The sequence below is a fragment of the Ancylobacter amanitiformis genome (genome assembly GCF_030814815.1).
In the GTDB taxonomy this organism is placed as follows: domain Bacteria; phylum Pseudomonadota; class Alphaproteobacteria; order Rhizobiales; family Xanthobacteraceae; genus Ancylobacter; species Ancylobacter amanitiformis.
Genome location: NZ_JAUSVR010000003.1, coordinates 354,265 through 376,348 on the forward strand (window position 1 = coordinate 354,265; position 22,084 = coordinate 376,348).

Genomic DNA, 22,084 nt, shown 5'->3' on the forward strand with positions numbered 1-22,084 from the left:
TCCTCAGTTCTAAGCGACATGCAGGGGCGGGTCCTCTCGCCTGAGCCGGACCCGTTCGATGTACCGCCTCAGGGCCGGTACAGGTTCGAGATAGGAAGGCCGCGCAGGCGCGCAAGAGGGTGCCCGCGCAATCATTGCCTCCGCTCCGATCGCCAACATGAACGGCGGATGAACAGGCGGATCGGGCGCTATTCAGTGCCGGCGGTATAGGGAGGGGGCGGAACGTTCCCCAAGCGCGTGGAGTGCGACAGCGTGGTCTCGCGCATCTCTGCAAGGCGGGTTGCCCTGGTCGTGGCCGGTTTCGGGGCCGGGGCCGTGGCTGTGATCCTGGCCGGCGTTCCGGGCGGGGGAATGGTGCATGCCCAGACGGCCCCGCCACCGGGCGCCTATGGGCCTGCGCCCGGTCCCTATGGTCCCGCGCCGGGCGCCTATGCGCCCTATGACGTACCGCCGCCGCGCGGGGGCGGGGGCGGCCCGGTCGATGACGGCGCGGCGATCCGCATGCTCACCGCGCGCGGGTTCAACAATGTCTCGGTGGTGCGCCGCCGGGGGCCGACGCTGGTGCTGGAGGCGAACGGACCGCGCGGCGAGCGGGTTCAGGTGATCGTCGATGCCCTGTCGGGGGCCATTAACGGCATGAAGGTGATCGGCTTCGGCGACCAGCGTTATTGAGCCGCGCTTCCTGCCCGGCGCGCGGGACATAAGCGCCCGTGCGCCTTGTGAAGCGCCTCGGCTCCGGTGTAAGGCCTCCGGGCCCACGCGCAGACCGAAAGATGCCGCACGGATGACGCTGTTCAGCACCAAGGACAATCCGGTTCCCGAGGGCGCGGAAAGCGGCGTCTTCAGAACCGAGGACGGGCTCGGGCTGCGCTTTGCCCGCTGGCGGCCGGAAGGGGCGAGCCGTGGCACGGTCTGCGTCTTCCACGGGCGCACCGAGAAGATCGAGAAATATTACGAGACGGCGCGCGACCTCCTCCGGCGCGGCTTTTCGGTGGCGATGCCGGACTGGCGCGGGCAGGGCGGATCCGACCGGCTGCTGCGCAATGCGATGAAGGGCCATGTCGGCGACTTCGCCGATTACCAGCTCGATCTGGAAGCCTTCATGCGCGAGGTGGTGCTGCCGGAATGCCCGCCGCCCTATTATGCACTCGCCCATTCCATGGGCGCCGCGATCCTGCTCGAATCCGCGCGGCTCGGCGAACGGCTGTTCGACCGCATGTTCCTCACCGCGCCGATGCTGGAATTGTCGCTTATCAAGCATGATGTGGCGGCGCGCCGGCTGGCGCGCGTGCTGAACGGCATTGGCCTGTCGCGGGCCTATGTGCCGACCGGCAAGGTGAAGCGGCTCAGCGAACTGCATTTCGAGGGCAACCGGCTGACCTCCGACCCCGCGCGCTTCGCCCGCAACCTGACCGTCACGCTGGAGCAGCCGCAACTCGATGTCGGTCCGCCCACCATTGGCTGGATGGCGAGCGCCTTCGAACTGATGGAGCGCTTCAACGATCCCGCGACGGCGCGGGCCATCCGCCAGCCGCTGCTGATCATTGCCGCGGGCGCCGACCGCATCGTCTCGACACCGGCGATCGAGCGTTTCGCGATGCGGCTGATTGCCGGCTCGCACATCGTGATTCCCGGCGCGCGGCACGAATTGCTGCAGGAGCGCGACATTTTTCGCGAGCCGCTCTTCGCCGCCTTCGATGCCTTCATTCCCGGCAGCGACGCATGAACCAGTTCCGGATGGGCGAGGGAGGTCGCGCGCATGCGGGGCTCAGGCTGCCTGCAGCACCTTCAGCGCGGCCTCCAGCACGCGCCTGTCGCCGGCCGCGATGACCCGGCCGCCGGAGAGATCGCCGGTGCCTTCCCAATTGGTGACGATGCCGCCCGCGCCCTCGACGATCGGGATCAGCGGCAGGATGTCGTATTCGTTGAGATTGGTCTCGATGACGAGATCGACATGGCCGGCGGCGACCATGCAATAGGCGTAGCAGTCGCCGCCATAGCGCGGCAGGCGCGCGCGCTTCTCGACCTCGACATAGCGGGCGCGGTCCACCTCGCCCATCAATAGCGGGCTGGTGGTCATGAGCACGGCCTCCTCCAGCGCCGGGCAGGCCCGCACGCCGAGACGCCGGTCGCCGGCCGGGCCACGGTAGCGGGCCTGCGCGCCATCGCCATAGAAGCGCTCGCCGATGAAGGGCTGGTGCATCATGCCGTAGACCGGGTGGTCCTCATGCGTGAGGCCGATCAGCGTGCCCCAGGCCGGCATGCCGGCGATGAAGGACTTGGTGCCGTCGATCGGGTCCAGCACCCAGACATAGTCCGCGTCCGGGCTCTCGTCGGCGAATTCCTCGCCGCGCACGCCGTGGCTGGGAAAGGTACGGCGGATCAGCGTGCGCATGGCCTGCTCGGCGGCGCGGTCGGCCGCGGTGACGGGGTCGAACACCGCGCCGCGGCTCTTGTCCTCCACGCTGAGCGCGGTGCGGAAGAAGGGGAGGATCGCCTGGCCCGACACGGTGGCCAGTTCGTGCACGAAGTTCTCGAAATCCACCGCACCCATAGCCGCACCACTCCATGCTGGTCTGCGCGCGGTCGCCGCCGCCATCCGCCGCACACGCATATCGGCCGGCGCGCCACTCGGCAATGACAGGCTGGCGGCAGCGGGACCGGCCGCGCGACGCCATCGCCGCAAAAGCGGGCGAGCCTCCGAACGAGGCATTCGCGGCGAGAGGCGTGCCGGGCGCCATGGAGAGCCAGCCCTGCGCCCGGCACGCCTCTGCGCGCGCTGGTGGGCGGCGATGGCCTGCGTTCCACGCATGGCTGCTATTCCGGCAGGATCAAGGATTGGGCAGCGCCTGCTGTTGCACTCGGGAAGTGAAGCTGCCATATTATTTCCAGTGCGGCAGGGTGATTGGCGTTGCCCTTCCGCCGCCCTCCTTGGGCGTTTCCTCCCTAGACTTGGGCCGCTCCGGCAACGTGAGCGGCCCCTTTCTTTTTATAACCCTCTGAAAATTAACGCTTTGATCCACCGGCTGCGCGAGCCTGCCGGCCTGTGGACCGGTGCGTCGCCGGCGCGGCCGCGACCGTGATCCGTCCGTCATCGCGATCTGATATGGATCAAGCGTCGAGGCGCGTCGAGGGCGCGAATTTCGATATTCGCACGTTGATCGCGGCTTTTTGGTTTCGTTTCTTTCGCTTTGGCTCTTGTCTGTTGTGCGGCGCAGGGGTATATATTGCTGCAGTGCAGTACGGTGATTGGCGTTGCCGTTCTGCCGCCCTCCTTGGGCGTTTCCTCCCTAGACTTGGGCCGCTCCGGCAACGTGAGCGGCCTCTTTCTTTTCCGGCCTGCCGAACGCGCAGGCGGCGCCCCAGGCGGCACCCTCGGACGCGCCGATCCGGGCCCCTCCATTCCCCTCGGTCCTCGCCGCCGCTGCGTCAGGCTGCGCTCGCCGGCCTGTCGGCATGTCGCGTGCCTTCGCGAAGCGCCGCCGCCGCGCGCGCCTGTTCCGACCGGCCGGCGTCGAACGTCGCACGCGTCCGCCGGCCGGCGAGGGGTATCGTCATTCAGCGAGGGGAGGGGCGGGCGATGCGCGGGGGAGATTCCGGCAAAAACAAACCCGACGCGCGCACGGGAGGGGAGGGCTCAAGCCAGTGGGGCGTGTGAGCCATGCCTTCCCGGCATGCGTCGGGCGTCAATCGGGTGCGGTAAGCGGTTCTCTGTTACCCCTTTCGCGACATTAATGCCACAACGGGGTGGAAGGTGTATCTGGTATGCCAGAAAATCGGCTGTTCGCCTTGATTATTCCGCAATGCACCTACATCTTGCTTCTCGTACGCAGCGATTGGCGTCGCTCCGTACAGCCCTCCTTGGGCGTTTCCTCCCTAGACTTGGGCCGCTCCCGCCTTGCGTGAGCGGCCTCTTTCTTTTGCATCGGGGCGAGGCGTTACCCGGACGGCTATGGCCGTTCTGTGGGGCATTCCTCACTTGGCGTCCCGAGGCCCAGAAGGGCAGCCGGCTTTCCGGGTCAACCTATCCCCTCCGCACTTCGCGGCGTCGCCTCGACAAGGGAGGGGGATGGCGCTCCGGAACCGAGCGTGCAGAATTGGTATAGGTCTCATGTCCAAAATGCAAGGCTCTTATGCGGCCTTTTGCATCACCCGATAAAATTTTCGTCAGGATCGAGCTATCGTCTTGAGACGATTGGTCATTCTGCGGCGGTGCGGATGCCGGCCAGCTCGATCTGGGCGATTCTCGTCAGCGACACCGCCATGTCGAGCAGGTCGCGACGAACATCATCGAAGGCAGAAGACGCCTGATAGCTAGGCTCATGCATATAAAGCGAGCGATTGATCTCGATCTGGATGGCATGCATGCCCGAGGCGGGATTGCCGTAATGCTCGGTGATGAAGCCGCCGGCATAGGGCTTGTTGCGCACCACGGAATAGCCGCGCCGACGCAGCTCGGTCTCCATCACATCGGTGATGATGGTGGCGCAGCTGGTGCCGTAGCGGTCACCGATCACGAAATCGATGCGCGAGCGCTCCTGCTGGAAGCTGGAGGGCATGGAATGGCAGTCCACCAGCACGGCCACGCCGAACTGGCGCTGCATCTGCGCCATGATCTGGCGCAGCGTGCGGTGATAGGGCTTGTACAGCGTCTCGATGCGATGGATCGCGTCGTCCACCGGGATGCGCCGGCCGTAGATTTCCTGTGCCTCGCCGACAATCCGGGCGATGGTGCCGAGCCCGCCTGAAACCCGCATCGAGCGCGTGTTGGCATAGGCCGGCAGACGGCCCTCGAACATGCGGGGGTCCAGCTCATAGGGCTCGCGATTCACGTCGAGATAGCAGCGTGGAAAATGCGCGCGCATGAAGGTCATGCCAAATCCGGTCACGTCCCGGAACAGCGCGTCGACCAGCGTGTCCTCCGAGCGCCGCAGCATGGGCAGCTTGAGCCGGGCCTGTTCCACGAAGCTGCGCGGATAGACCACCCCGCTATGGGGAGAATTGAACAGAAAGGGCAGGGCCGTCGGCTGGCTCGGCTGCACGACCTCGAAGGCCGGGTCGATCGTGTCCGCTATGACGGCCATCATGCCCCTTCGACCCGCCTGCCTGCCGTGCATCCCGGGCGTGCCGGCGCTGCGGCGCCGCGACCCGAGGCATTGAACTGATTGGCCTGTCTAACATGAGCGTTTCGCGGCGGAAACGTTCAACTCGCCGGCTAACGTGCCTTTGCAAACATGTGAACGCGGGCCGCGCGCCGCACGCGATGAGTGTACGCTGGCGCGAGATGTGTGGGGATGAAGACACAGCTGCTCCCGCGTGGGGGCCGAATGCGGGATTTGCCGCCCCGATCCGGCGCGGATTCACGATGTGCTAACAGCCGCGGGAGTACCGGTTGGGAATGTGTCGACGTGCACCGGTCCGCCGGCTCCCGTCGCCTGGGCGTGACGCGTGCCGGATGAAGGCGATCCGGACGGTTCGTCTCCGCTCAGTTCATTGAAGTCAGGGCGCTTTCCCGTGCAACCGGCACTGCCGGCCGACGGGGAAGGGGGCCCGGGGGAATCAGGGTGCAAGGGATGCTGAAGATCCTGCTCGCCGAGGACGACCACGACATGCGCCGGTTCCTCGTGAAGGCGCTGGAGAATGCAGGCTATGAGGTCGTCTCGTTCGACAATGGCCGCTCGGCCTATGATCGGCTCCGCGAGGAGCCATTCGAACTGCTGCTGACCGATATCGTCATGCCGGAAATGGACGGGATCGAGCTGGCGCGCAAGGCGACCGAGCTCGACCCCGACATCAAGGTGATGTTCATCACCGGCTTCGCCGCGGTCGCGCTCAATGCCGGCAACCAGGCGCCGAAGGATGCCAAGGTGCTGTCCAAGCCGTTCCACCTGCGCGACCTCGTCAACGAGGTGGGCAAGATGCTCGCGGCGTGAGTTATCCACGGCGGCCATCAAGTCGCCGAGGACCGCTTGCGCCGCGACGGCGTTATGGATATAGGGAAACCCCGCTCGCAAGAGACCACGGAATGGGCGCGTAGCTCAGCGGGAGAGCACCTCGTTGACATCGAGGGGGTCACAGGTTCAATCCCTGTCGCGCCCACCATTCCCCAAGCCCCTCCATATCCTCAGGCCAATCCGCCGGGCGCCCGCGCGCGGGTATCGCGTTTGGCTGCGAAGTCTTGTCTGGCTGCGAAGTCTTGACCCATCCCTGGCGTCATGGCTGGTGCGCGGACGCGGCTTTGCCGGACGTGGCGACACGGGGGCGGGGCGGGCGCTATCCTGCCGATTGCGCGGCATCGGCATTTGCGCCCGTGGGCAACCGAATCCGCGTGCGATTCCCGCGTGGCGCGGCTTCTTCACAGGCATTACCGGTGGTAATGTCCTCGTCGGCTCGTGCCGGGGGGCTCGCAATGAAGAAGATCGTTTCCGCTAGCTGTTTCGCCGTCGCTCTGCTGTTCACAGCGCTGGGCCTGCCTGCGCTGGCCCAGGAGGCGAACCCGTCGCTGAACAGCATCATCAATCCGCCACCGCCGCAGCCGGGCAACTCGGACAATCTCAGCCCGGGCCCGGATGGACCCCAGCCCCTGACGGGGGAACTGGTGCCGCTGCCGGGCCCGCCGCCCGAAGGCAAGGCGGCCGACATCAAGCTGCCCGATTGCGTGCCGCCCAATTGCGGCGTGCCGCAGATCATGGCGCCGTAGCCAGGGGCGCCATTCGCCCCCGTGCGCGCCATCGGCCGCGAGGGGCATGCCGAACAGGATGACGCACGAATCAGACAGCGCCCCGGCGTGTCGCGGGGGCGCTGTTTGCGTCAGATGGCTGCGAGGCTCTCCCCTCCGGCGCAATGGCCCGCCGGAGGGGAGAGTCGGAATGCGCGTTCCGCTCAGCCGAGCACGCCCTTCAGGGCGTAGTGCTGGATGGTCTGGCGATTGGCGATGAGCTGCTCGCGCGTGGGCTCGCCCCGCATTGCCCGGCTGATGGCGAGCTTCATCGCCTCATAATTGGTGCGGTAGAGGTCGCGCTTGTCGAGTTCGGCATGGGTGGCGCAGCGTGGATCGAGCCACACGGTGGCGATCATGCACAGCTCTTCGGTCGCGTCGTCGGGGAACACGCCTTCGGCCAGCGAATCGACGATGGCATCGCCCAGCGCACCCTGGACCACCCCGCCGAGCAGGCCGACATAGGCCGCCGATTCGATGGTGGCCTTGGTCGTCATGATGGTGGCCGGCCGCACCAGCTGGTTGAGATCGCGGATGACGAACATGCGCGTGTGGCCCTGGACCTGGCCGAGCATGCTCGCAAAGCCGGCACCGACCGGGCCGTCGACCGAGCCGATCAGGATTTCGGGCATGGCGTCGGTGTACTGGCCCTTGGCCGCGAGGACGGTGGCTTCGCCGGTGCGGAATACAAATTTGGACATGGACAGTCTCCAGCGAGGGGCGTGAAAAGGGCGGCCGTCCTCGATCCGGCGGGGGTGGCCGGCGAGGGGCAGGGGCGTTGGTGAGGCGCGGATGAACCGGCCGGGCGTTCTATCGGGAAGCGGGTGCGCGCTCCCGGGCGATCCGGCGGAGATCATCGCCGAACAGGATCAGGGTCGGGCGCGCTCGGGACGCCGCCGCCCGCAGCGCCGGCGCCAACTGGTCGGGATCGTGGATCCGCTCCGCCGCCCAGCCGAACGCCGTTCCCACGGCGAGGAAGTCCGGGTTGACGAGGTCGACCCCGAGCGGGGCGACCTGCGCCGCGGTCATGTAGAACTTGATCTCGCCATAGCCGCCATTGTCGTGCAGCAGCAGGATGATCGGCGCCTGCGCTTCCACGGCGCTGGCGAGTTCGGCAAGGGTGAATTGCAGGCCGCCATCGCCGGAGAGCACGACGACCGGGCGATCGGGCGCGGCGATCTTGGCGCCGATGCCCGCCGGCAGGCCATAGCCCAGCGTGCCGTAGCCGGTGGCCGAGTTGAACCAGCTGGAGGGCGCCGCTGCCGCGAAGGCGATGTTGCCGGCATAGACCAGCTGCGTGGAATCGCCGACGATGATGGCACCAGGCAGGGTCTCGCGCACCGCGTCGAGCAGCACGAGATCGCCGCGCATGTCGGGCGCGATATCCCTGGTGTAGTGAGCCGCCACCGCCGCGGCGCGGGCCGCGCCGCCGCCACGCGGACGCGGCGGGATGAGCGCCGCCAGCGCGCGGGCCGCCGCCCCGGCATCGCCGACAATGCCGAGCTGCGGCAGGATGGTGCGCATGATCTGGCGCGGGTCGATGTCGACGCGGATCAGCTGGCCGGGAATGGCGAAGCCGCCATCGGCATTGAAATCATAATCGGTCGCACCGAATTCCGTGCCCAGCGCCAGCACCACGTCCGCCTCGCGGATCAACTCGCGCGTGCCGCGCAGGCTGGCGGTGAGGTGGACGCCGAGCGGATGTTCCGGCGGCAGGATGCCACGCCCGTTGATCGTCATCGCCACGGGGGCATCGATCCGTTCGGCCAGCGCGCGCACCTCCGCGGCCGCGCGCGCCGCGCCACCGCCCGCCAGGATGAGCGGCTTCCGCGCGGCCGCGAGCCGGCGCGCCGCCTCTTCGAGCGAGGCGGCATTGGGCGAGGGCAGGGCGAGCCGGCTGACCGTGGCGGGCAGCGGCAGGTGATCCGCCGCGGCCAGCATCACGTTGATCGGCAATTCGAGGTGCACCGGGCGCGGCCGCTCGCCGCCGAACACGGCGAAGGCCTGGGCGAGCGCCGGGGCGATTTCCTCGACCGTGTGGAGGGTGCGGCTGAAGGCGCAGACGCCGGAGACCAGCGCCTGCTGCTGGGGCAGTTCATGCAGCCAGCCTTCGCCCGAGCCCATCCGGCCATGTGCGTTGACCGTGGAAATGACCAGCATGGGGACGGAATCGCCATAGGCCTGCGCCATGGCGGTGAGAATGTTGGTCATTCCCGGGCCGGTGATGATGAAGCACACGCCCGGGCGCCCGGTCACGCGGGCGTAGCCATCCGCCATGAAGCCGGCGCCCTGCTCGTGGCGCGGCGTCACATGCCGGATGGAGCTTCCGGCCAGTCCGCGATACAGTTCAACCGTGTGCACGCCCGGAATGCCGAAGACGGTGTCGACGCCATAGATCTCGAGCAGTTGCGACAGATAGATGCCTGCGCTTTTCATGAAGAGCCAACCTGATGGGTCGCGCAGGAGTGAAACTCCTGTTCGATGGAACGGTTAGTGTCGCGACCGCGGAGGTCATCGGCAGTATTATCGCGACGGATGCGCGATCTTATCAGGAGGCCTCGACTTCCAACGACAGGCGGAAGGGCCATGCGGCCGAGGGAAGCGGGCCGTCGACACGAAATTTCATATCTCAAAAAAAACCACCTTGCAACACGTCCAATTTTCACTAGCATGAAGATAAGAACAATCCAGCCGGGGTAATGAGATGATGCTTGGCAATGACGCCGAATGGTCCCTTCCCGCATCCGCCTATCGCGATCCCGTACGTTTCGAGGCCGAGCGCAAGCAGATCTTCGCGAAGAACTGGCTGCTGTTCTCGTGGTCGGAGCGGATCCCGAACCCCGGCGACTATGTGACCGGAGAACTCTCGGGGCATGGCATCTTCGCCATCCGCGGCGATGACGGCAAGGTTCGTGCCTTTCACAATCTGTGTCGCCACCGCGCCGCGCAGCTCGTCTCGGGCGAGACCGGTTCCTGCGGCGGGCTGATCGTCTGCCCCTATCACAGCTGGAGCTACCGCCGGGACGGGCGCCTTTTCAAGGCGGTGAATTTCGGCACGGAAACCAAGTTCGACGCCTCGGAATGGGGGCTGGTCGCGGCCGATTGCGAGGAGTGGCGTGGCCTCGTCTTCGTGCGCCTCGACCGCGGCGGCCCCTCGCTGGTCGAATGGCTCGGCCCGGTGGTCGATCTCGCCGCGCCTTTCCCGCTGGAGCGGCAGCACTATTTCAACAAGAAAGAGCGCGTCGTCGACGTCGACTGGAAGATCTACGGCGAGAATTATCTGGAATGCTATCATTGCCGGGCGATGCATCCCGGCCTCTGTGCCACGCTCGACATTGATCGCTACGAGATCAACGTATTTCCCGAGCAGAAATACTTCCACCTGCAGGCGCCGGGCCGCGCGGCGGATGACACGCAGGGCTGCTATCTCTACCGCTTCCCCTTCCTGATGCTGAACCTCTACGACTGGGGCTCCTCGATCGCTACCGTCGAGCCGCTCGGCCCCGGCAAGCTCAAGCATATCAACTGGTATTTCTTCGAGGACATCTCGCCCGAGAAGGCCGAAGAAAACCAGAAGACGGCGGACTGGTCTGCCCAGATCATCACGGAAGATCTGGAAGTGATCACCAAGGTGCAGAAGAATATTAATGGTGGCGTCTTCCCGCGGGCCCCGCTATCGAAGTCCGAGGAATATGCGGTGATCGCCTTCGATCGCATGTGCGAGGAGGCGCTGCGGTTCGATGGACCGATCGCCGCGGCGGCAGAGTGAGGACGCGGGATGAGTCGCAGCGCCGCGACGGTCGAGGATTCGCCGGCTTCTCCGAAGAAGGCCGATTTGATCAGCGCGCGGCTGGGTAATGCGATCCGGGTGCTGCGGCACGACAAGGGCATGACGCTGACCGCGCTCGCCGAGCAGACGGGCCTGTCCGTGGGTCTGCTCAGCCAGGTCGAACGCGGGCTGTCCGAACCCTCGGTCAAGGCCATCCACCTGATCGCCACGGCGCTCGGCGTCTCGATCGGCTGGTTCTTCCGCGAGGAGGGGCCTGTCGAGCCGGCGGCGGACGGCATCACCGTCCGGCGCGGGCATCGCAAGACGCTCGATTATGGCGGGGGCATCGTCGACGAATTGCTGTCGCCCTCGCTGGAAGGCCAGCTCGAACTTCTGCTCTGCCGTCTCGCGCCCGGTGCCAGCGTCGGCAGCGAAGCCTATACGCATATCGGCGAGGAGGCCGGCTATGTCATGGCCGGCTCCCTGGAACTCATCGTCGACGGGGTCACGCATCTGCTGAACACGGGCGACAGCTTCGGCTTTGCTTCCGTGCGTCCCCACAAATACCGCAATATCTCGACCCAGGAGACGGTGGTGATCTGGGCGATCACGCCGCCTTCCTACTAGTAATCGTGTAGAAATTCCGCCGCTTCTCCTGTAATTTCGTCTTTCTCGATGGTGAAACCATGTCCGTGGTTCCGAACGCGCTCGCGCGCGATTTCGATGCCGTTATCATTGGTGGCGGCCATAATGGCCTGGTCTGCGCCGGCTATCTCGCCCGCGCCGGGCTCAAGGTGGCCGTGCTGGAACGGCGCGGCGTCGTCGGCGGCGCGGCGGTGACGGAGGAAATCGCGCCGGGCTTCCGCGCCTCGATTTTCTCCTACCTGATGAGCCTGCTGCACCCGCGCGTCATCCGCGATTTCGAGCTGAAAAAGCACGGGCTCGTGGTGCTGCCCTGCTCGGACATGGTGTCGCCGGTCGATGACAGCGACAATTACATCACCTTCTCCGACAATATGGCGAAGACGCAGGCCTCCTTCGCCCGCTTCTCCAAGCACGATGCCGAGATCTATCCCGCCTTCGACGCCTATCTGCAGGAGGCGACCCGGATCGTCCGGCAGGTCCTGTGGGAGACGCCGATCGACCCCGCACGGCGGGACTGGAAGACCTTCAAGGACGCCAGCAAGCTCCTGTGGAAGTACCGCAAGGTCGGCCGCAAGATGTATCGCATCGTCGATATGCTCTCCATGTCGGCCTATGACTTCCTGCGGGAGTGGTTCGAAGATGAACGCGTGATGGCGGTGCTTGCCTATTATGCGTCCATCGGCACCTTTGCCGGGCCGAAATCGCCGGGCTCGGCCTATGTCATCATGCACCATGTGATGGGCGAGCATGAGGGCGCCGGCGGCTGGGGTTTCATCAAGGGTGGCATGGGATCCATCACCCAGGCGCTGGCGTCGTCCGTCACCTCGCTCGGCGTCGAGATCATCACCGGGGCGGAAGTGAAGGAAATCCGCACGAGCAATGGGCGCGCCACCGAAGTGGCGACCGCCGACGGGCGGACCTACCGCGCCAAGATTTTCGCCTCGAATGCGTCAGCCCCGCATCTTTATCTCGATCTTGTCGGCGCGGAAAATCTCCCCGATGAGGTCGTGCGCGAGATCAAGGGCTACCGGACCATGGGCACCGCGTTCAAGATGAACATCGCCTGCGAGCGCCCGCCCCAATACAAGATCCTCGAACGGGTCCGGCGCGAGGGCGCCATCGGGTCGTTTTCCTATCCCACCTACATGCACATCGCGCCGGATATCGACTATCTCGAGCGGGCCTATGACGCCGCGAAATATGGCTGGTACTCGAGCGAGCCCTTCATCACGCCTGTCGTGCCGACCATTGTCGACGACACGCTGGCCCCGCCCGGCAAGCATGTCGTCAACCTGTTCGGCGGCCATGCTCCCTACACGCTCAAGGGCGGCGACTGGGCGACCGAGAAGGACAATTTCAAGGACACGATCTTCAAGACCATCGAGCGTTTCGCGCCCGGTTTCCGGAACGACGTGATCGAGGCACAGCTGCTGGTCGCGCCCGACATCGAGCGCGTGGTCAACCTGCCACAGGGGCATATATTCCACGGCGAACTATCGCCCGATCAGCTCTTCTTCCAGCGGCCGATCTCGGGCTATGCTGATTATCGCACGCCGATCGCCTCCCTTTATATCTGCGGCTCGTCGATGCATCCGGGCGGCGGGGTGTCCGGCATCCCCGGCCATAATGCGGCGCGCGAAATCCTGAAGGATCTTGGCAAGAAAATCGCATGACATCCGGCTCTGCCGGCACCGTGCGTCACCAACGAACAGACGGAGAGACGACCTCGGTTCGCTGAACGTCGAAACTACCGCAGGCAAAAATTCCACAGAGGGAAAACACGATGTCGCGCATTTCCACTTCCGGACTGACCCGGCGCAGCCTGCTCAAGGGAACCGCCGCCGCCGGCGCGGCGCTGGTCGCCGCCCCCGCTTTCGTGAAGAGCGCTCTCGCCTCTTCGGGCGAGCTGAACTTCCTCGGCTGGGCCGGCTATGACCAGTTCCCGGCCGTGTTCGCCGAATTCGAGAAGAAGACCGGCATCAAGGTCAAGTTCACCGGCCTCGGCAGCCAGGACGAGTTCGTCGCCCAGGCCAAGACCGGCGCGGCGACCAATGGCGCCTTCGACATCAGCGAGCCGACCGCCGACCGTCTGGCGAGCTGGACCGACAACGACTTCATCCAGCCCTGGGACGAGAAGAAGGCCAATGCCGCGGGCATCGAGCCGGCTTTCCTCGAAGGCATGGCCGGCGAGATGACCTCGATGGGCGGCAAGCGCATCTCCCTGCCCTCCGTGTGGGGCACCGAGGCGCTGACCTTCAATACCGACGACGTGAAGCTTGAATACGGCAAGGCCAAGCTCATGGACCTGTTCGACAATGCCTATGCCGGCAAATTGACCCTGCGCGGCCATTCCGGCCTGGTGGCGGCCGGCCGCGCGCTCGATGCCGAAGGCAAGCTGCCGCACAAGTTCCTGGATTCGTACAAGGACGAATCCAAGATGATCGCCAATTACGACGCCATCCTGAAGTTCCTGGCGCCCAAGCGCGGCAATGTCGCGCAGTTCTGGTCGAACGAGAACGAAGCGCAGGGCGCCTTCCGCACCAATGGCTGCGTCATCGGCCATTGCTGGGATACCTCGGCGGCGGCGCTCCAGGCCGAGAAATTCCCGGTCGCCTATCTCGCCCCGGCCGAAGGCGCGATGTCGTGGCTGCAGAACTTCGTGCTGCTCAAGGGCGCGAAGAATGTCGACCAGGCCTATGCCTGGGTATCGTGGGTCAACTCGCCCGAGGGCTCGGCGCTGTGGGCCAAGGCGTTCGGCTCCAACCCCTGCGCCAAGGGCGCGGTCGAACTGGCGGATGCTTCGCAGAAGGCCTTCCTCAAAGCGGCCTATCCCGGCGACGCGCTCAAGAAGCTGTGGTGGCAGCCCGGCCAGGCCTCGTGGTTCGTCACGCGGCGCACTGAATACGCCAAGAAGTTCATGTCCGCCTGATTGAAGCGGTGCCGGTCGGCCGATCGAGGGTCGACCGGTTCCCAGCGCTGGGAGTACCGATGAGCCGGGACGTTTCACTCGACCGCGTGACGATGCGGTTCGCCAGCTATGTCGCCGTCAACAATGTGTCCCTGGACATCAAGGCAGGTGAGTTCTTCTCCTTCCTCGGCCCGTCGGGCTGCGGAAAGACGACGATCCTGCGCATGATCTCGGGGTTCATGAACCCGACCGAGGGACGCATCCTGATCGGCGGCGAGGACATGAAGGGCAACGGCCCGAACAAGCGGCCGACCGCGCTGATCTTCCAGAATCTCGCGCTGTTCCCGATGATGTCCGTGGCCGACAACATCGCCTTCGGCCTGGAAATGCGCGGCGTCGACAAGTCCGTGCGCCGGCGTCGGGCCGAGGAACTGCTCGAACTGGTCGCCTTGCCCGACGCTGCCGACAAGCGGATCGACGAATTGTCGGGCGGCATGAAGCAGCGCGTGGCCATTGCGCGTGCGCTGGCGGTGGAGCCGCAGGTGATGCTGCTGGACGAGCCGCTCTCCGCGCTCGACCTGAAGCTGCGCCAGCACATGCGGGCCGAACTGCGCGCCATCCAGCGCCGCACCGGCCTGACTTTCATCTACATCACCCATGACCAGGGCGAGGCGCTCACCATGTCCGACCGCGTCGGCGTCATGTCGCGTGGCCAGCTGGAGCAGGTGGGGCCGCCCTCGGAGATCTATAACGAGCCGGCCACCGCCTTCGTCGCCGGCTTTGTCGGCGAGAACAACGTGTTCACCGGCCGCATCACCGAGGTGGCCGGCGGTCAGGCGGTGGTGGAGACCGGCGACGGGCGCCTCATAGGCCGCAATCCGCGCGGCATCCGCGTCGGCACGCAGGTGGTGATGCTGGTGCGACCCGAACGGCTGAAGCCGCTCGCGGTGGCCGGGCCGACGCCGGAGAATCCCAACGTGCTGTCGCGCTCGGTCGACCATGTCGATTTCGAAGGCGCCTTCGCCAATGTCCACCTGAAGCAGCCGGATGGCGCCAAGCCGCTGTCGATGCACATTTCCAATGACGGCTCGCTGACCGATCTCGTCGGCGATCGCGTCTTCACCGTGGGTTTTGCTCCGCAGGACGCGCTGGTCCTGGCGGCCAACGGAGCCTGACCGGGATGGTGCAACTCTATCACCGCTACGGCGCGCTGCTCGCCACCCTGCTGATCGCCGCGACCGCCATCTGGGTCCTGATGATGGTGGTGCTGCCCTATCTGGTCATGGCGGAATATTCGTTCCATCCCAATCTGCCCATGACGCAGCAGGGCGGGCCGAACGACGTCTATACGCTTTCCAACTATGCCTCGCTATTCTCCGGCATCGACCTGCTGAACGGCGAGCTGCCCGATGATTTCCGGGTGTTCCTGCGCACCATCTGGGGGTCGACGCTCGTCACCTTCATCTCGCTGGTGGTGTGCTATCCCGTGGCCTGGCATCTCGCCAAGGCGGCCAAGCCCGAGCAGGTCGGCCTGCTCATCCTGCTGCTCATCATCCCGTTCTGGATCAACGAGATCCTGCGCACCTTCGCCTGGTACATCATCCTCGCCTATAACGGCCCGCTCAACAGCGCGCTGCTCGGAATGGGGCTGCTCGACAAGCCCTATCGCTGGCTGTCGGGCTCGGGCGGCGTGCTGATCGGGATGACCTATGCCTTCATCCTGTTCATGATGTTCCCGCTGATCAACGCCATCGAGACTCTGGACATCAGCCAGGTCGAGGCGGCGCGCGATCTCGGCGCCCCGGAATGGCAGATCCATCGCCGCATCGTCATTCCCCACGCCAAGCCGGGCATCGCGGTGGGCTCGATCATGGTGTTCGTGCTGGCGGCGTCGAGCTATATCGTGCCGGCCGTGCTGGGCTCGCCGGGCACGCGCTGGTTCACCGAGACGATCTACATCTGGTTCTTCGAGGGACAGGACTGGCCGCGCGGCTCGGCCTATGCCTTCATCCTGCTCGGTCTCTGCGTCGTGTTCATCCTGTCGGTCATGCGGATCTTCCGCGTCGGCCTCACCGACATCGCGAAGTGAGGGCGGGTCGATGCGGAAACTGACCGGCAGCGACATCCTCATCCGCGCCTATCTCGTGCTGTTCTTCTTCTTCCTGCTGGCGCCGCTCGGGGTGATGGTCATCGCGACCTTCAACTCCAGCCGCTTCCCGACCGTGACGCCGTGGCTCGGCACGACGACGAAGTGGTTCGACGCCCTCTTCAACGACCCGCAGATGTGGGAAGGCCTCGTCAATTCGCTCATCGTGGGCGTGGCGGTGGTGCTGGTGTCGGTGCCGCTCGGCACCGCCGCCGCCATGGTGCTGGACAATCTGCACCGGCAGGCCCGCACCTTCGTCTATGCGGTGATGGTCTCGCCGCTGCTGACGCCGGGCGTGATCATCGGCATCTCGACGCTGGTGTTCTGGGACCGGCTCGGCGTGAAGGGCGGCCTGCATCTGGCGGTGATCGGCCAGTCCAGCTTCATCACCGCCTATATCATGCTGATGGTGCTGGCGCGGCTGCAGCGGCTCGACCGCAGCCAGGAGGAGGCGGCGCTTGATCTGGGCGCCTCGCATCCGCAGGTATTCCGCAAGATCCTGCTGCCCTATCTGCGCAGTTCGCTGGTCGCGGGCGGGGTGCTGGCCTTCTTCCAGTCCTTCGAGAACTACAATACCACGCTGTTCACCCGTGGCACCGACATCACGCTGACCATCTACATCGCCTCCAAGGTGCGCACCGGCCTCACTCCGGCGGTCAACGCGCTGGGCGTGATCCTGATCGCGCTGACCATTGTCGGGGCGGTGGGCTACGAGATCATGCGCCGGCGCGAGGTGGCGCGGGCCGCGGCGGCACGGCGCCAGGCCGAGCTTGAGGAAATCCCCGCCAATGCACTGGTGATTGCCGACGCGCATTGATCGGGGCGGAATGGGAGCGGCCCCGCGGGCGCTCCCGCCGGCAAGAGACCTTTGGCCATGACATTTGGGCATGACGTGTGAGCACGTGACGTCCCGAGGGCGGCGCTCGCGCGGATGCGTGCGTCGCGAACCCTTTAAACACAAGACCATCGCAGGGAGTTCGACATGGGTGTGCTGGCCGCTCAGGCAGACAACCGCAATCTTTCGAAGGAACGCATCGATCTGGCGGCGGCCTATCGATTGATCGCCCATTTCAGGATGGATGACAGCATCTTCACGCATATTTCCGCCAAGGCGCCGCAGTCGGCCGAGATGCACGGTCGCGAACTGTTTCTGCTCAATTCCTATGGTCTGCGCTTCAACGAGGTGAAGGCCTCGGAACTGGTCACCGTCGACCTCGACGGCAGCATCGTGGATGATCCTCTGGGCCACGGCATCAACGCCGCCGGCTTCACCATTCACTCCGCGGTGCACGCGGCCCGGCCGGATGCGGCCTGCGTGCTCCACACACACACCGTGGCCGGCGTCGCGGTCTCCTGCATGGAGGAGGGCCTGCTGCCGCTCAACCAGTGGGCGCTGCAATTCTATGATCGCGTCGCCTATCACGCCTATGAGGGCATCGCGCTGGACATGTCCGAGCGCGACCGGCTGGTGGCCGACCTCGGCACCAGGAACGCGATGATCCTGCGCAATCACGGGCTGATGACCTGCGGGCGCACGGTCGGCGAGGCGTTCATCCTGATGTACTATCTCGAACGTGCCTGCCAGGCGCAGCTGGCGGCGCTGTCCACCGGGCGTGCGCTGCGGCTGCCGACGGCCGAGATCGCCGAGCTCACCGCTCGCCAGACGGAGAGCTGGGATTCGCTGCACGCCGAAAGCGGGTTGGATGATCCCGAATGGAACGCCTTCGTGCGGCTGATCCGCGCCGTGGCCCCCGATTTCGAGAGCTGAACCGGCGCGCCGCACCCTGCCGTCACCGGACATGTCGGCCTCGGGGCAAGCATGCCGGCCATTCACCGGCGGTGGCGGGCCGGCCAACATGATTGTAGCCGGCTCCCTTGTCACGACGAGGCCGCTTATGGAGCGCGCCGGCGATGCGTGGATTTGGGCCCCGTGAATGCCTTCGAACGAGTGACGGGCAGTGACGACGGCGCGTCCGCTATCGCGCGTCTTTGCCTTACGTCACGCTGGCGAAGGCGAAGGCGAAGGCGAAGGCGAAGGCGCGGGCGCGGAGGCTCATCTCCTGGTCCCGCGACACCCGCCAAGGTGTCCGTCGCCGGCTTCGGCCGCCGACCTTGCTCGTCCGTCGCCGGCTTCTGCCGCCGACCTTGCTCGATGGCCGGCGGGGGCAGGCCGCCTGAACCCCGTCCATTGCCGTCGGCCGGCGTCCCGTCCGCTGGCCGCAGCGCAGGAGTGCAGACCTCATGTCCGTCGTGAACGCTTTTCCCCGCGCGGTGACGTGCTTCGATCCGGTCTTCATCCCCATGCGGGACGGCGTGCGGCTGGCGGCGACGCTCTGGCTTCCCGCCGATGCCGGCGAGAACCCCGTGCCAGCGATCCTGGAACTGATCCCCTATCGCCGGCGCGACGGCACGGTGTTCCGCGACGCCAAGATGCACCCCTATGTCGCCGGACACGGCTTTGCCTGCTGCCGGGTCGACATTCGCGGTTCCGGCGACAGCGAGGGCGTGCTTACCGACGAATATAGCGAGCTGGAATTCGACGATGCCGAGGACATCATCGCCTGGCTGGCGGCACAGCCCTGGTCGAGCGGCGCGGTCGGCATGACCGGCATTTCCTGGGGCGGCTTCAATGCGCTGCAGGTCGCCGCGCGCCAGCCGCCGGCGCTGAAGGCCATCATCGCCCTGTGCTGCTCCGACGACCGCTATGCCGATGACGTGCACTATGTCGGCGGCTGCCTCCTGACCGAGGACGCCATGTGGTCGTCCTTCATGCTGGCGCTGGGCGCCCTTCCGCCGGATCCGCAGATTGTCGGCGAGCGCTGGCGGTCGATGTGGCGGGAGCGGCTGGAGGCGTCGACCTGCTGGTCGGAGCGCTGGCTGCAGCATCAGCGGCGCGATGATTACTGGCGGCGCGGCTCGGTCTGCGAGGATTTTTCCCGCATCGCGATCCCGGTCTATGCGATCAGCGGCTGGGACGACACCTATTCCAACGCGGTGCCGCGGCTGCTGGAAGGCCTGTCCGGCCCCTGCAAGGGGCTGGTCGGCCCGTGGTCGCATGCCTATCCCTTTCTCGGCGAACCGGGGCCGGCGATCGGCTATCTGCAGGAGGCCATCCGCTGGTGGCGGCACTGGCTCTGCGGCGTCGATACCGGCATCATGGACGAGCCCGCCTATACCGCCTGGATCACCGAGCCGCACGCGCCGGCGCCCTTCTATGCGGAGCATCCCGGGCGCTGGGTGGCCGAGCCCGGCTGGCCCTCGCCGAACATCGCGGCGCAGGTGCTGCGTCTCAACACGGGAACGCTCGCGCCCGACGCCCGTCCGGGTGGCGAACTGGTGATCGCGTCGCCGGTGACGACGGCGCAGGCTTTCGGCCGTTATGGCGGCTATGGCGGCACGGTGCCCGACATGGCGCTGGACCAGCGGCGCGACGACGGCCTCGGCCTCAGCTTCGACACCGAGCCGCTCACGGAAGCGTTCGATCTGCTCGGGGCGCCGGTGGTGGACCTGCGCGCCCGCTGCGATGTCGCCGGGGCTCAACTCGTCGCCCGGCTCTGCGATGTGGCGCCCGACGGCACCTCCACCCTCGTCACCTGGGGATGCCTTAATCTCACGCATCGCCAGGGCAGCGGCGAGCCGCAGCCGCTGATGCCGGGGGACGCGTTCCGCGCGCGGATCGCGCTTAACCATGCCGGCCGTCGCTTCGCCCCCACGCATCGGCTCCGGTTGGTGCTCTCGACCGGGCTGTGGCCCATTCTCTGGCCCTCGCCGCAGCCGTCGGTGATCCGGCTCGCCGCGGGCACCGCGACGCTGTCGCTGCCGGTGCGCCGGGCCGTGCCGGGGGAGGGGGCGCCGGCCTTTGCCGCCGTGGAGATTTCCTCACCGATCGAGACGGTGGAGATCGCGCCGGAGCAGCACCGCCGCGCGATGGCCATCGATGTTGGCTCAGGCCGCGAGACGCTGGAGCTGACCAGCGATTTCGGACGCGTCGGCCTTCCCGACCGGCAGATCGTCACCGCCGCCCGCGCGGTGGACCGGATGGAGATCACCGGTGGCGATCCGCTTTCCGCCGTGCTGGACACCGGCTGGGAGATGGGTTTCGTCGCCGGCGGGGCGGATGTCGAGACGCGGTCCCGCGTCCGGCTCACCTGTGACGCCACGCGGTTTCACCTGAGCTGGCAACTCACCGCCCGCGAGGGCGGCGAAACGGTGTTCGAGCGCAGCGGCGAGCGGTGGATCGCGCGCGATCATGGGTAACGAGCTTGCCGATCCGGGGGAGTTCCCCGAACCGGCATGTTCCGCGCGCGTTGGCGCTTGCCTCAATCCTTGCGGAAGCGCGTCACGTCGACATAGCCGTCGGCGAGGATGCAGGGTTCCAACCCCTGCCGCGCCACCGCCGCGAAGGTTTCGTGGGTGATGAAGACGAAGCCGCCGGATTCCTCCATCAGATCCTGCATCTTGCGGTAGATGGCGCCGCGCTTGTCCGGGTCGGTCTCCGCCATGCCTTGCTCGTACAGCGCCTCGAATTCCGGGCTGTCGAATTGCGACCAGTTGTAAATGCCGATCTGCTTGGGCCGGAACCAGGTGAGGTTCTCCGAGGGGTCGACGCCGCCGGCGAAGTTCATCAGCACGAGATCGAGGGTCTTCCACGTATCGCCGGCGCTCTTGTCGCCGAGCGTCCAGTAGACGCCCTCGTCATAGGGCTTGATGTCGACCGTGATGCCCACCGAGCCGAGCAGCGCCTGGACGATCTGGCAGGTCAGCTGGCTGGTCTTGTCGTTCATCGCCGCCAGTTCGAGGCTGAGCCCGGAAACGCCGGCCTCGGCCAGCAGGGCCTGCGCCCTGGCGGCGTCGGCGGGATAGAGAATGGCCTCGCGATGGCCGATCAGCGCCGGCGGCACGACGCCGGTGGCGGGCGCGGCGAGGCCGGAATAGGAACCGTCCATGATCTGGCCGACATCGATCGCGTGCTGGATGGCGCGCCGCACCTTCGGGTCGGCCAGCTTGGGGTTGTTGACGTTGATGGCGAGCCACGCGAAGCGGTTGCCGCTGTGCTGGATCAGCGCCGTCTTCTCCGGCAGCTTGTCCTTGTAGATCGCCAGCGTGTTGAGGCTGATGCGGGAATAGTCGACCGCCCTGGATTCATAGGCGAGGGCGGCGGCCTCGTCATCGGTGATGATCTGGAACTTCACGCGGGCAAAGGCCGGTGGCTCGCCCTTCCAGCCCGGGTTGAGCTTGAGCGCAACGCTCTGCTTGGGCACCCATTTGTCGATGAGATAGGGGCCGGCGGTGGCGGGAACCTCCGTGGTGAACTTGCCGCCCGCAGCCTCCACCGCTTTCTTGCAGACAATGTGCCCCATGTAATAGGGCAGCGAGGTCGCCGCGAACGGCGCCGACGGGGCTTTCAGATGGATGATGCCGGTGCGCGTGCCGGTGACTTCCACCTCCCGGAGCGCGTCGAACGCATAGGCCCAGGCCGAGCCATTGGCCGGGTTGGCGACGCGCTCGAAGGAATATTTGACGTCCTCGGCCGTCACCGGGCCGAAATCGCCGGTCCATGCCAGCCAGTCATGAAGCTCGAAGGCGATCTCGATTGGCGATGTCTGGTTGAGGCTGCGCGCCGCATAGGGGCGCAGATGCACGCCGCTGCGCATGTCGTCCAGCCGGTTGAGCGAGACGAACAGGCAGCGGCCGATCTCCTCTTCCAGCAGCCCGTTCTGGAAGGCGGGATCGAGGATCTCGATATCGGAGGCGGCACGCACGAGCAGGGTGTCGCCCTCGACGGCATAGGACAGGCCGGGGCGCAGCGAGAGCGCGGCGGCGCCGGCAGCCACGCCCGTGAGGAAGCGCCGCCGGTTGGTGGAAAGCTGGAGCATGCTGGTCTTCCCTCTGTGTTTT

At 66.2% G+C, this 22,084-nt stretch carries 18 protein-coding genes and 1 tRNA gene; 14 read left to right on the forward strand and 5 right to left on the reverse strand.

Going from position 1 to position 22,084, the window contains the following annotated elements; translation table 11 throughout:
• The first annotated feature begins 315 nt into the window (after nt 1-315).
• Together QOZ99_RS07070 and QOZ99_RS07075 are read left to right on the forward strand one after the other, a co-directional pair.
• Nucleotides 316-672 carry a hypothetical protein gene (locus QOZ99_RS07070; RefSeq protein ID WP_306889267.1) on the forward strand — a complete coding sequence of 119 codons (357 nt, stop codon included), beginning with the start codon at nt 316-318 and terminating at the stop codon, nt 670-672.
• 112 nt (nt 673-784) lie between these two features.
• Nucleotides 785-1,726, forward strand: coding sequence for an alpha/beta fold hydrolase (locus QOZ99_RS07075; protein ID WP_306889268.1), 942 nt, complete (start codon nt 785-787; stop codon nt 1,724-1,726).
• Between the two features lie 42 nt (nt 1,727-1,768).
• Here QOZ99_RS07075 and hisN read toward each other — a convergent pair whose 3' ends face one another.
• The gene (gene hisN, locus QOZ99_RS07080) at nt 1,769-2,554 is read right to left on the reverse strand and encodes a histidinol-phosphatase (protein ID WP_306889269.1); all 786 of its coding nucleotides are present in this window, start codon (nt 2,552-2,554) and stop codon (nt 1,769-1,771) included.
• Between the two features lie 1,645 nt (nt 2,555-4,199).
• On the reverse strand, nt 4,200-5,087 hold the full coding sequence (locus QOZ99_RS07085) for an N-formylglutamate amidohydrolase (protein WP_306889270.1): 888 nt from the start codon (nt 5,085-5,087) through the stop codon (nt 4,200-4,202).
• A 486-nt stretch (nt 5,088-5,573) separates the two neighbouring features.
• Here QOZ99_RS07085 and cpdR point away from each other — a divergent pair, with 486 nt between their 5' ends.
• From cpdR to QOZ99_RS07100, 3 genes are all read left to right on the forward strand, one after another.
• Nucleotides 5,574-5,933 carry a cell cycle two-component system response regulator CpdR gene (gene cpdR, locus QOZ99_RS07090; protein WP_183190370.1) on the forward strand — a complete coding sequence of 120 codons (360 nt, stop codon included), beginning with the start codon at nt 5,574-5,576 and terminating at the stop codon, nt 5,931-5,933.
• Nucleotides 5,934-6,027: 94 nt separating this feature from the next.
• A tRNA-Val gene (locus QOZ99_RS07095) sits at nt 6,028-6,102 on the forward strand.
• Nucleotides 6,103-6,409: 307 nt separating this feature from the next.
• On the forward strand, nt 6,410-6,700 hold the full coding sequence (locus QOZ99_RS07100) for a hypothetical protein (RefSeq protein WP_306889271.1): 291 nt from the start codon (nt 6,410-6,412) through the stop codon (nt 6,698-6,700).
• A gap of 182 nt (nt 6,701-6,882) precedes the next feature.
• Here QOZ99_RS07100 and QOZ99_RS07105 read toward each other — a convergent pair whose 3' ends face one another.
• On the reverse strand, nt 6,883-7,419 hold the full coding sequence (locus QOZ99_RS07105) for a formaldehyde-activating enzyme (RefSeq protein ID WP_306889272.1): 537 nt from the start codon (nt 7,417-7,419) through the stop codon (nt 6,883-6,885).
• A gap of 109 nt (nt 7,420-7,528) precedes the next feature.
• Nucleotides 7,529-9,154 (reverse strand): 5-guanidino-2-oxopentanoate decarboxylase, encoded by a 1,626-nt coding sequence (locus QOZ99_RS07110; RefSeq protein ID WP_306889273.1) that lies wholly within the window; start codon nt 9,152-9,154, stop codon nt 7,529-7,531.
• Nucleotides 9,155-9,422: 268 nt separating this feature from the next.
• Here QOZ99_RS07110 and QOZ99_RS07115 point away from each other — a divergent pair, with 268 nt between their 5' ends.
• The 9 genes from QOZ99_RS07115 (at nt 9,423) to QOZ99_RS07155 (ending at nt 20,443) form a co-directional block, all read left to right on the forward strand.
• Nucleotides 9,423-10,487, forward strand: coding sequence for an aromatic ring-hydroxylating oxygenase subunit alpha (locus QOZ99_RS07115; RefSeq protein WP_306889274.1), 1,065 nt, complete (start codon nt 9,423-9,425; stop codon nt 10,485-10,487).
• Nucleotides 10,488-10,496: 9 nt separating this feature from the next.
• Complete coding sequence (locus QOZ99_RS07120) at nt 10,497-11,114, forward strand: helix-turn-helix domain-containing protein (RefSeq protein ID WP_306889275.1); 618 nt, start codon at nt 10,497-10,499, stop codon at nt 11,112-11,114.
• A 59-nt stretch (nt 11,115-11,173) separates the two neighbouring features.
• On the forward strand, nt 11,174-12,805 hold the full coding sequence (locus tag QOZ99_RS07125) for a phytoene desaturase family protein (protein WP_306889276.1): 1,632 nt from the start codon (nt 11,174-11,176) through the stop codon (nt 12,803-12,805).
• A gap of 110 nt (nt 12,806-12,915) precedes the next feature.
• Nucleotides 12,916-14,061 carry an extracellular solute-binding protein gene (locus QOZ99_RS07130; RefSeq protein ID WP_306889277.1) on the forward strand — a complete coding sequence of 382 codons (1,146 nt, stop codon included), beginning with the start codon at nt 12,916-12,918 and terminating at the stop codon, nt 14,059-14,061.
• Between the two features lie 59 nt (nt 14,062-14,120).
• A complete protein-coding gene (locus QOZ99_RS07135) occupies nt 14,121-15,215 on the forward strand; it encodes an ABC transporter ATP-binding protein (protein WP_306889278.1) in 1,095 nt (364 codons plus the stop codon).
• A 5-nt stretch (nt 15,216-15,220) separates the two neighbouring features.
• Nucleotides 15,221-16,129 carry an ABC transporter permease gene (locus tag QOZ99_RS07140; protein WP_306889279.1) on the forward strand — a complete coding sequence of 303 codons (909 nt, stop codon included), beginning with the start codon at nt 15,221-15,223 and terminating at the stop codon, nt 16,127-16,129.
• Nucleotides 16,130-16,139: 10 nt separating this feature from the next.
• Nucleotides 16,140-17,003, forward strand: coding sequence for an ABC transporter permease (locus tag QOZ99_RS07145; protein WP_306889280.1), 864 nt, complete (start codon nt 16,140-16,142; stop codon nt 17,001-17,003).
• 165 nt (nt 17,004-17,168) lie between these two features.
• On the forward strand, nt 17,169-17,954 hold the full coding sequence (locus QOZ99_RS07150) for a class II aldolase/adducin family protein (RefSeq protein WP_306889281.1): 786 nt from the start codon (nt 17,169-17,171) through the stop codon (nt 17,952-17,954).
• A 473-nt stretch (nt 17,955-18,427) separates the two neighbouring features.
• Nucleotides 18,428-20,443 carry a CocE/NonD family hydrolase gene (locus tag QOZ99_RS07155; protein WP_306889282.1) on the forward strand — a complete coding sequence of 672 codons (2,016 nt, stop codon included), beginning with the start codon at nt 18,428-18,430 and terminating at the stop codon, nt 20,441-20,443.
• Between the two features lie 62 nt (nt 20,444-20,505).
• On the opposite strand, the gene QOZ99_RS07160 is transcribed toward QOZ99_RS07155, so the two are convergent.
• On the reverse strand, nt 20,506-22,062 hold the full coding sequence (locus tag QOZ99_RS07160) for an ABC transporter substrate-binding protein (RefSeq protein ID WP_306889283.1): 1,557 nt from the start codon (nt 22,060-22,062) through the stop codon (nt 20,506-20,508).
• Nucleotides 22,063-22,084 lie beyond the last annotated feature (22 nt).